The 10,453-nt window shown below is 41.9% G+C and carries 5 protein-coding genes and 1 tRNA gene; 5 read left to right on the forward strand and 1 reads right to left on the reverse strand.

What is annotated here, in order from left to right:
• Window positions 1-371: 371 nt before the first annotated feature.
• Genes Q8W26_RS17270 through Q8W26_RS17280 form a run of 3 tightly spaced genes read left to right on the forward strand, consistent with a single transcriptional unit; the run spans window position 372 to window position 7,847 of the window.
• Entirely contained in the window at window positions 372-1,457 is a 1,086-nt protein-coding gene (locus tag Q8W26_RS17270) for an efflux RND transporter periplasmic adaptor subunit (RefSeq protein ID WP_101213925.1), read from the forward strand.
• Window positions 1,458-1,492: 35 nt separating this feature from the next.
• The gene (locus tag Q8W26_RS17275; protein ID WP_101213926.1) at window positions 1,493-4,771 is read left to right on the forward strand and encodes an efflux RND transporter permease subunit; all 3,279 of its coding nucleotides are present in this window, start codon (window positions 1,493-1,495) and stop codon (window positions 4,769-4,771) included.
• Window positions 4,761-7,847 (forward strand): efflux RND transporter permease subunit, encoded by a 3,087-nt coding sequence (locus tag Q8W26_RS17280; RefSeq protein ID WP_101213927.1) that lies wholly within the window; start codon window positions 4,761-4,763, stop codon window positions 7,845-7,847. Before Q8W26_RS17275 ends, Q8W26_RS17280 begins: the two co-directional genes overlap by 11 nt.
• A gap of 51 nt (window positions 7,848-7,898) precedes the next feature.
• Here the strand turns inward: Q8W26_RS17280 and Q8W26_RS17285 are convergent, their stop codons facing one another.
• Complete coding sequence (locus Q8W26_RS17285) at window positions 7,899-8,090, reverse strand: hypothetical protein (protein WP_101213928.1); 192 nt, start codon at window positions 8,088-8,090, stop codon at window positions 7,899-7,901.
• Between the two features lie 241 nt (window positions 8,091-8,331).
• Between Q8W26_RS17285 and Q8W26_RS17290 the strand changes: the two genes are divergently transcribed.
• Both Q8W26_RS17290 and Q8W26_RS17295 read left to right on the forward strand, forming a co-directional pair.
• On the forward strand, window positions 8,332-8,643 hold the full coding sequence (locus tag Q8W26_RS17290) for a DUF4144 family protein (protein WP_305473840.1): 312 nt from the start codon (window positions 8,332-8,334) through the stop codon (window positions 8,641-8,643).
• Between the two features lie 126 nt (window positions 8,644-8,769).
• A tRNA-Ser gene (locus tag Q8W26_RS17295) sits at window positions 8,770-8,860 on the forward strand.
• Window positions 8,861-10,453 lie beyond the last annotated feature (1,593 nt).

Below are 10,453 nucleotides of genomic sequence, written 5' to 3' on the forward strand. Positions count from 1 at the left end.
GAGTGGTAGTTCAGTTGGTTAGAATACCGGCCTGTCACGCCGGGGGTCGCGGGTTCGAGTCCCGTCCACTCCGCCAACACCGATTAGACGATAAAAACACCAGCCTAGTGCTGGTTTTTTTATGCCTGTCGTTTAACTTTTCCCAGTCGTATAGTCTTGCCACCCTGAGCCGCACTTATTCAGAATCTCGTTTCATCGTTTAACAGTGCTCAAAGTGTTTAAAGTCTTTCCATAAAACCTCAATGGGTCACTGCCCTGAAACACTTACCCCGAGCGCGTTAAAACTTTTGTTACATATACAAATCTATTAGTTGTTGCCTTTAGTGTTAAATGATTTAACATTTATCCTTTCAAACTAATATCAGTCACTTATGAAAACTTTATCAGTACCTTTAGCCCTTATTGTTAGTACACTTTTAATTACAGGATGTTCAGAGCCTCAAGCATTACCAGCAGAGAAAGAGAAGAAAGAAGCTGTTTATAAAGTTCCTGTTGAGACGGTTCAATTGGCTAATCAAGATATTAGCAATGTGTATCAAACAACAGCGGTCATGGAAGCGCGTGCCGAAAGCAAAGTGACTAATAAAGTGGGTGGTATGATAAAAAGGGTCTTAGTCGAAGAGGGCTCATTAGTTAAAAAAGGCCAAGTACTTGCTGAAATAGATGACGAAAGCTACCGTCTCGATTATGAGCGCGCTACGATTGATTTAGCGTCGATTACAGCTGAATATAATCGGAGTAAACCAAGTAAAGGCAAACAGTTCATTTCAGTTAAAGACCTTGAAAAGCTAGAATTTTCAGTGCAGTCGAGAGCAAACCAACAAAAAGTATCTGCTTTAAAACTACGCGATAGCAAAGTGGTTTCTCCAATTGATGGTGTGGTTGCTGTTCGTAATATCAAACAAGGGAATATGGCACCTAGTAATGGCAGTGAGATGTTCCATATTATCGATCTGAACTCACTCCAAGGTGTTGTTTATTTACCTGAAACAGAGATTAGCAATGTTCATTTAGGCCAGCAGGCTAATTTGGTGTTTCCGGCGTTTGGTAATAAACAAGTTGCGGCATCGGTGAGTTTAATTGCGCCTATTGTCGACACTAAAACCGGTACATTTAAAGTGACCCTCACGGTCGATAACTCTAAACAGATCATTAAGCCAGGTATGTTTGCCAAGGTTGCGTTGAAGCTTGATACTCGCTCAAATGTGCAAACGGTGCCACAAAAGGCCTTAATCGTTACAGACACCGAGACCAGCTTGTTTGTGGTTACTGACAACAAAGCAAGCAAAATCGTGGTTGAAACAGGTTACGAACAAAATGGTGTTGTTGAGATCCTTACGCCACTTTCTCCAAATGCAAACGTTGTCGTTGTTGGTCATCAAGGATTAAAAACTGACAGTGAAGTGGTTATCGTTGGAGAGCCATCACCTGTGAAACACACTACAGCCGCATTATAACGCGTCCTTTGTTATACCTTTAAGAGACTTTTTGTATGAGTATAGTACGTACAGCCGTTAAACGGCCTGTGACTGTTTGCATGTTCACTTTAGCCGTCATGTTATTCGGCATGGTTGGATTTTCTCGTTTGGCCGTATCATTATTGCCTGACTTATCTTATCCAACGCTAACGGTGAGAACACTTAGCACAGGTGCTGCCCCTGCTGAAATCGAACAGCTGCTAAGTAAACCCATCGAAGAGTCGGTCGGGTTAGTGAAAGGCATTAGAAAAATCCACTCGGTGTCTAAAGCCGGACAGTCTGATGTCGTTATTGAGTTTGAATGGGGCACAGAAATGAGCTTTGCCACGCAAAATGTGCGAGAAAAGCTTGATGTAATCTCACTGCCTAAAGATGTTCGCAAGCCTGTTATTTTACGCTTTAATCCGGCGTTAGATCCTATAATTCGGCTAGGAATAGCCACGTCAAGCACTCAAGAAAAAGCATTAAAGAGTGTTAGAACACTTGCTGAGCAAGAGTTAAAAAGGCAACTAGAAACAGTTTCTGGCGTCGCTGCGGTGCAACTGGGCGGTGGTCTCGAGCAAGAAATACAAGTGGTGTTTGATCAAGAAAAAGCTGCACAACGTGGTATCACCGCTCAAATGATTGTCGATAGAATCAACCGTGAGAACGTTAATATGTCAGCGGGTAGGGTTTATGACGGTCAGCAAGAATACTTAGTAAGAACACTCAATCAGTTTGCTTCACTCGATGATTTGGCTAATATGATTGTTAAACAAATTGATAATCAGACCATTTATTTAAGAGATATTGCAACGATCAATGATGGTGAAAAACAGCGAACTGATGTAACCCGTATCAATGGCAGTGAAGCGATTGAACTGGCGATCTACAAAGAAGGTGATGCAAACACTGTTGCTGTGGCTGAAAAATTAAATAAAAAATTAAATCAATTAAAAAAACAACTTCCTAGTGACCTAACGCTAACCATTATTTTTGACCAATCTCAATTTATTGTCGATGCTGTTGATGAAGTGAAAAGTGCAGCAATAGTTGGCGGTATCTTGGCAATGATTATTCTCTACCTGTTTTTGGGTAATATGTTTAACACCGTGATTATTTCACTGGCGATACCTGTATCTGTTATAGCTACGTTTAACTTAATGTTTTCTAATGGTATTAGTTTAAATATTATGTCATTAGGCGGTATTGCGTTAGCGATTGGCTTGCTCGTGGATAACGCTATTGTGGTGCTGGAAAACATCGCTCGCTATCGTGAACAAGGAAAATCAATTACTGAGGCTGCAATCTTAGGGACTCAAGAAGTCAGTGGTGCCGTAATCGCTTCAACACTGACCACGTTAGCAGTATTTTTCCCGCTCGCTTTTGTCGATGGCTTTGCTGGCCAATTATTTAGCGATCAAGCAATGACAGTAACGTTCGCACTTTTAGCATCGTTAGTGGTGGCTATTACTTTGATCCCAATGTTGGCTTCACGCGAATTCTCTTGGCAGAAACCAGTTGATAACGTCGATAACGCCCACCCACTGACTAGTAAAGAAGCCAGTGTAAAGAAAAAAACTATATTGGCAAAAGTTGGTATGGTAGCCGGGTTCCCATTTCGCTTTATTTTCAGCATTCTCCCGTTATTTATCACTAAAGCTTTAGTGCTTCTGTTTAACGTTTTTGCGAAAATATTTAATCTGGTGCTTCGACCAATGCACCTTGGCTTTTCAGCCTTATTCTCAAAAGTAGCACAGGGTTATGCGGCGTTATTACAAAAGGCACTGGCACACCGAATTAGTGTCGCTGTCATTAGCATGGCATTTGCTGGTCTGGTGGTAAGTTTACTACCAAAAGTGGGTGTTGAATTGGTGCCAGATGTTGCCCAAGCTGAATTTACGATTGAGTTGAGCTTGCCACAGGGGACACCAATTTATGTGACCGATCAGCGATTACATACATTAGCTAAATCATTAGAAGCCGATCAACGGGTCAAACATACGTATTCGTTAGCGGGCAGTGGTAGCTTAATGATGAGCTCGGCGAGTAAAGGGGGTGAAAATTGGGGGCAGCTGTTAGTTTCATTACATCGTAGCAGTGATATTGACGACGTGAAATCGTTTGTTCGTGAACAAGTGAGCTACATGGCAGACGTCAGTGCAAAAATAAAACTCTCTGAACTCTTTACAAGCGAGCGACCACTGCAAATTATTTTGTCGGGCTATGATCTTAAGGGCCTTAAAACAGCGAGTGATGAATTAGTCCGTATTCTAGACCATGATCAGCAATTTACCGACGTTAATAACACATTACGTGCTGGTCAGCCTGAACTTAAGATTGAGTTTGATCATCAGCGTTTAGCGAGCTTAGGCTTAAAAGCATCAGACATCTCAAACCAGATAGTAACTAAAGTTGCGGGATCTGTTGCGAGTACTTATAACGTCAATGATCGACAAATTGATATTTTGGTACGAACCGATGAAAGTGCGCGTAACTCGGCTCAAGCTATCAGAGATTTGACAGTCAACTCTGATCAAGAAAGAGCATTGCCATTAGCGGCTGTCGCTCAAATAAATGAAAGCATTGGTCCGAATGAAATTAATCGCGTGGATCAAACTCGGGTCGCTATTGTGTCAGCAAATCTGGCCACTGGAGACTTGGCCTCAGCAACCGAAAAAGCTAACCAATTATTAGAGCAAATGAACCTACCTTATAATATTCGCGCTAAAGTGGCTGGGCAAAGCGAAGAAATGAAGCAATCGTTTACCTCACTCTATATCGCGCTATTATTGGCAATCTTCTTGGTGTACTTGGTGATGGCATCACAATTTGAGTCATTGCTTAACCCATTTATCATCTTGTTCTCGGTACCATTAGCGGTCTTGGGCTCAGTGTTAGGTTTATATATTACTAATACAAATATCAGTGTTATCGTGCTTATTGGCGTGATTATGCTTAGTGGTATTGTTGTTAACAACGCTATTGTTTTGGTTGACCGCATTAACCAATTGCGTGAGCAGGGCGTTGCTAAAATGCAAGCTATCGCTCAAGCGAGTGAATCACGTTTGCGCCCAATTATCATGACGTCATTAACTACAATTCTTGGTTTAATGCCGTTGGCGTTTGCCTCAGGCGAAGGTGCTGAGCTTCGTGCGCCTCTTGCGATCACTGTGATTTTTGGTCTGCTAGTTGCGACCTTATTAACCCTGATTGTGATCCCTGTGCTATATAGTCTTTTTGACCGTAAAAATGACATCACTGTAGCTGAGCGCGAGCCAATGCCAACACCTGAGGTTAGTTATGAATCATAATAACGAACAGGTCAGCTATACCAAAACCGGGACTACAGCACCTAATTTATGGTTAACAGCGTTAGCATTAAAGCGCCCTGTAACAACTGTTATGATCATGCTGTCGTTATTTTTAACAGGGCTAGTCGCCAGTCGACTTTTACCTCAAGAGAGCTGGCCTAAGGTTAATGCACCTTTTGTGCTAGTGAATGTGCCCTATGGCGGCTCGACTCCTGCTGAAGTCGAACGGTTAATCACTCGGCCCGTTGAAGAAGCCTTAGCGACGATGGGGGGGATTACTAAAATGCGCTCACGAAGCCGGGCAGGCTCTGCTTCTATTGAGTTGCAAATGGCTCTAAATGCCGATCTCGATGATAAAGTACTAGAGGCAAGAGAGAAGGTCGACATGATCGCTCACCTCTTGCCTGAAGATGTTCAGCGGGTCAATGTTCAAAAGTTTTCGACTGGCGATATGCCGATTCTTACTTTGGTGCTCTCGGGTGAAACCGACCTAAGCACGGCGTATGACTTTCTAAACCGTGAGTTGATCCGAAAAATTGAGCGAATTCATGGTGTCGCTAAAACTGAACTTCGTGGGGTTAACAGTCCACAAATCGAAATTAAGCTTGATAGCACCCGCTTAGCGATGAATCGGGTCGACCAAGCTCAATTACTCGCGGATTTAAGAGCAAGTAACTTCTCGGTGCGCTCCCCGGTGGTGATGAATGGTCACCGTACTTTTAGAGTCTCACCACAAGGTGAGTATAAAAGCTTAGCTGATATTGGTAACTACCAAGTGAAACCTGGTGTCAGATTAAAAGATGTTGCTGTTGTTGGCCTTAAGCAGCAAGTGAGGCGTAGTGAAATCCGAACCGACCGTAAAAAGAGCGTTGGTTTAGAGGTTTTCAAAGAAAGTGACGCCAATGTTATCGAGGTATCAGAAACGGTCGTTAGTTTAATTGAACGATTGAAAGTTTCAGAAGACTTTAAACATATCAATATATCCGTTAAAAACAACAGTGGTAACCAGATCCAAGAGTCTCTCACTGAGTTATTACTCGCCGGCCTTGTCGGTATCGTATTATCATTTTTTGTTTTGTTATTATTTTTTAGAAACCATCGAGTGACACTCGTTGTTGTTATTTCGGTGCCAATCTCATTAAGTTTCGCATTAGCAGGGATGTATTTTTTAGGGTACAGCATTAATAATTTAACCTTAGCGGGTCTATTTATTGCCGTTGGATTATTAATTGATAACTCAGTGGTGATTTGTGAAAGTATTATTCAGCAGCAGGGCAAGCTGGTTAGTCAATATCAAAAAATAATGCAAGGCGTTAATAATGTTAGTATCGCGGTTCTTAGCGGCACTTTGACTACTGTTATCATCTTTTTACCGATGTTAATGGGTGAGAAAACATTTTTGACTATCTTGATTGAGAATATTGCCGTTGCGATTTGTTTGCCACTACTTGCCTCTCTTGTGGTTGCAAAGACGATTATTCCATTGATGTTAAGCAGAATTGAGAATAAGCAGTTAGCGCAATTAACCACAGAAGGGCCAATCAATCAATGGTATCGCCCGAAGCTAGAAAAAGTACTCGTTAGCCCTAAGTTAGCTGCACTTATTATTGTTGTTTTATGTGGGCTGGGGTTAGTGGCCAAGTCAGTTGTGGACTCCAATAAAGAGTTCTCTAAAGCGGAACGTAATCTGTGGGTGATATATAACATTCAAGGCGGTCATAAATTTCAAGATGTTGCGAGCTATGTGGATGAAATGGAAGACTATCTATATAAAAATAAAGATAAGTTTTATATCAATAGTGTCGACAGTCGAATTTATTCTGGTTATGCATCATCGCAACTGAAGTTAAAATCAGATATTCCAATCTCAGAAAAAGAACTTAAAGAGATTATTCGCCAAGGCTTCCCTGTTACGGCGATAGCGCGGCCATCATTTAATTGGTCTGAGCAAAAAAATGACATCATGGAGGTATCAATTACCGGAGCGTCAACTCAACGTTTGTTAAGATTGGGTGATGAGATTATTCCTAAGTTAAAAGCCATCGACGGGTTTGCGGAAGTCGGCTTTGACGATAGTGCTGAACGTCAAGAGTTAATGTTACGCATTAATTCTGAACAAGTCTCTCGGCTATCTTTGACAACACAAGATGTAGCTAGTCGCATATCGACAGCGTTGCGTGGGGTAAATTTACGTTCCTTACGTAACAAAGGCGAGGGCGAAACGGCCATCAGGTTGGTCTTTTATCCGCAAGAAGCTATACCATTAGAGGTGATTAAACAGTTACCGATTATCGAAAGCCAAGGGCGTTTAGTTACTCTGCAGCAGCTAGTGACTTTTGATAGTGTTAATGTGATGCAAACGATTAATCGTGAGCAGCGAGAAACGTTATTAAATATTATGATTAATCTCGAAGATATTTCTCGCAAAGACGCCATGACGGAGATTAAAAAAGTAATGGATGCTTATCAATTCCCTTCTGGCTACCAGTGGCGAACTGGTCAGGACTATCAAGCTGAAATGGAGTCAATGCAGGAAATGATGTTAAACATGATACTGGCGTTCGCGCTAATTTTCATCGTCATGGCCGCATTGTTTGAATCCTTACTAATGCCAATCGCAATATTATCCTCGATATTGTTAGCGTTTATTGGGGTCTATTTTACCTTTGCTATCACTGGAATGGCGATTGATGATAAGGCACAACTCGGAATGCTCATTCTGATGGGGATTGTGGTTAATAATGGCATTGTATTGATCGATCAGATTAACAAGTTGAAATGCAGCTCACAAAACTTAATTGAGCCAATTCTTACTGCTTGTACCAGCCGTGTTCGTCCAATCCTAATGACTGTTGCTACAACCATTATTGGCTTAATTCCGGTGGCGATTGCCTCAAGCGATAATGAAGCGTACCCAATGGCTATAGCCATCATTGGCGGGTTAATTTTTTCAACGTTCACCAGCTTATTTATCGTACCGCTATGCTACTTGATGTTAGTCAAGTTAGGGGAGCGCTCAGCGAGGCGTTTCGCTATCGCCAAGCGATTTGCTGATAAGCATATTAACGTCGGTTAGCGGTGATTACAGAGAGCGAGTTTGTGTGAAAAACTCGCTTTCTGATTAACTTTAGTTGTAACCACGAATGAAGTCCTCTGTATTTACTTCTTGTTCTGGCAAGACATCAGATTGCTTCTCGTTAACGGTGGTGTGACTATATTGACTCAAGCCTGACTTTTTACTGTGTGCCAGCTGAAATGATAAGTGGTTGGTACAGTCATTTTTTAGCGGTGTTTTAAATGGTTTGATGATTTTAGCCATGTTAGTTCTCCCACGGTGTTAAGAAAGTTGATGTACTAGATTAAATTGCTTTATTAACAGTAATGAGGCAGTTTCTATACCGTTTTGTGACAGCGCTGCTGTATTTTTTATCTTGTTGATATTTCAATTTTTATATCTTTTCAATGGCAAGCTCGATATTGCTTCAGTTATCATGGGATTTCCATCTAACTATTTTGGTTCAGTCCCTGCACCAAAATTGATCATTTATCGTAGGAAAGCTATGTTGAAGTGGCCAGTTGTTGTTAAATACCAAAGAGATGTTGAGTTGTTTTTATTAGATAATCAAACTCAGTGGAATGAACATCATCTTATCGAAGCCCAACCCCCTGAGCTTATCATCGATAGTTGTGGCGATTGTTTCCAATGGCACAACAATTCCTGGCGTATAAGCGATGATAAGATTCGCCTTGAGCATTTGGTGAGCCTTATTCGTTATTATGCACAAATAGAAGGGCATTGCTGTACTGCTAAATTGGGTGCAAAAGACTATCAACAAGCATTTGAGATCATCGCGTATTTGAATCAACAGTAGAGTACGCAATGCTTAGTTTGCCTAGTTTTTATTTTAAATGGCTGATTTCTGTCCAAGTGATTATTTTTTTGAATTAAGGGCTTTACAACTTTTATCAAACTCTCTAATATGCGTTTCACCAGCTGCGGAGAGATGGCAGAGTGGTCGAATGCACCGGTCTTGAAAACCGGCATGGGTTAATAGCCCATCTAGGGTTCAAATCCCTATCTCTCCGCCACTAATTAAGAAAAGCCCGCCAACATGAAAATGTTAGCGGGCTTTTTGCTTGCAAGTTAAAAAAATGCGTTAATAGCGCAGTTAGGGAGATTCAAATTTCTATCTCTCTGCCACTTATTTAGAAAAGCCCGTTAACATGAAAATGTTAGTGGGCTTTTTGCTTTTAGACGTACATACCTTAAATATATCTGTCATTACGGTAGTCTTGTGAGCTGGAATCTTTTGAAGAGTACTGCAAACTTATTTGCTCTATTCGGGGGATTCAAATCCCTAACGTTCCATCACCCGTAATAACGTCCCCTGTCATCCCGCAAGTGTTTTATGCGGGATCTCTTATAGCCTTTCTAAACCTCAAGTGAGCCAATCATTAAAGCCCCAACGGTATGTTAACCACAAATCGCTCAAGTCCATCCATGGAACGCTCGCAAACCGCACCCATTCGGTTTAACGTTTGCTAATAACACCCGCCCGTCATCCCGCAAGTGTTTTATGCGGGATCTCTTATCGCCTTGCTAAACCTCAAGTGAGCCAATCATCAAAGCCCCAACGGCATGTTAACCGCAAATCGCTCAAGTCCATCCATGGAACGCTCGCAAACCGCACCCCTGCGCTTTAACGTTTGCTAATAACACATGCCCGTCATCCAGCAAGTGTTTTATGCGGGATCTCATATCACGTTTCTAAACCTCAAGTGAGGCAATTATCAAAGCCCCAACGGTATGTTAACCACAAATCGCTCAAGTCCATCCATGGAACGCTCGCAAACCGCATCCCTGCGGTTTAACGTTTGCTAATAACACCTGCCCGTCATCCCGCAAGTGTTTTATCCGGGATCTCATATCGCCTTTCTAAACCTCAAGTGAGCCAATCACCAAAGCCCCAACGGTATGTTAACCACAAATCGCTCAAGTCAATCCATGGAACGCTCGCAAACCGCATCCCTGCGGTTTAACGTTTGCTAATAACACCCGCCCGTCATCCCGCAAGTGTTTTATGCGGGATCTCATATCGCCTTTCTAAGCCTCAAGTGAGCCAATCATCAAAGACCCAACGGCATGTTAACCGCAAATCGCTCAAGTCCATCCATGGAACGCTCGCAAACCGCATCCCTGCGGTTTAACGTTTGCTAATAACATACCATTGTGACTTTTTGTTAAGTCTCATGTCGCTCACTAGGCTTGATGCAAAGTATCCTCTGACCCAACAATAAAAGTACTCGTCGTCCTTCAATGACAGTATCCATCCCTCACAATAACTGCGCTCGTCACCCTGCAATGACACCCCCCGTCATCCCGCAAGTCTTTTATGCGGGATCTCTCTACGCCTTTATAACGTACTTTTAGGCTCTATTTTTACAGTCTAAGCAATTTCTCTGCGGTGTAAAAAGATAGAATAGAAAAACTTGGATGTTTTAATTGATTGATTAGTTAGTCTTTTTATTCTAGATTAGCTTCTTTAATAAACTACTTTTAGTCGGGTTTGGTAATCAATCTGACTAAAATACTTATGTAGACTCCCTCTGTGTCAACACTAAAATACATGATTAATTGCGAACTTATGTACGAGTTCTATGCGTAGCTAACGCGACTCATTG

The organism is Psychrobium sp. 1_MG-2023, assembly GCF_030689115.1.
GTDB lineage: Bacteria > Pseudomonadota > Gammaproteobacteria > Enterobacterales > Psychrobiaceae > Psychrobium.

Coding starts and splice junctions, on each gene's coding strand:
- Q8W26_RS17270 (WP_101213925.1), top strand. CDS start 372: ATGAAAACTTTATCAGTACCTTTAGCCCTTATTGTTAGTACACTTTTA.
- Q8W26_RS17275 (WP_101213926.1), top strand. CDS start 1,493: ATGAGTATAGTACGTACAGCCGTTAAACGGCCTGTGACTGTTTGCATG.
- Q8W26_RS17280 (WP_101213927.1), top strand. CDS start 4,761: ATGAATCATAATAACGAACAGGTCAGCTATACCAAAACCGGGACTACA.
- Q8W26_RS17285 (WP_101213928.1), bottom strand. CDS start 8,090: ATGGCTAAAATCATCAAACCATTTAAAACACCGCTAAAAAATGACTGT.
- Q8W26_RS17290 (WP_305473840.1), top strand. CDS start 8,332: ATGTTGAAGTGGCCAGTTGTTGTTAAATACCAAAGAGATGTTGAGTTG.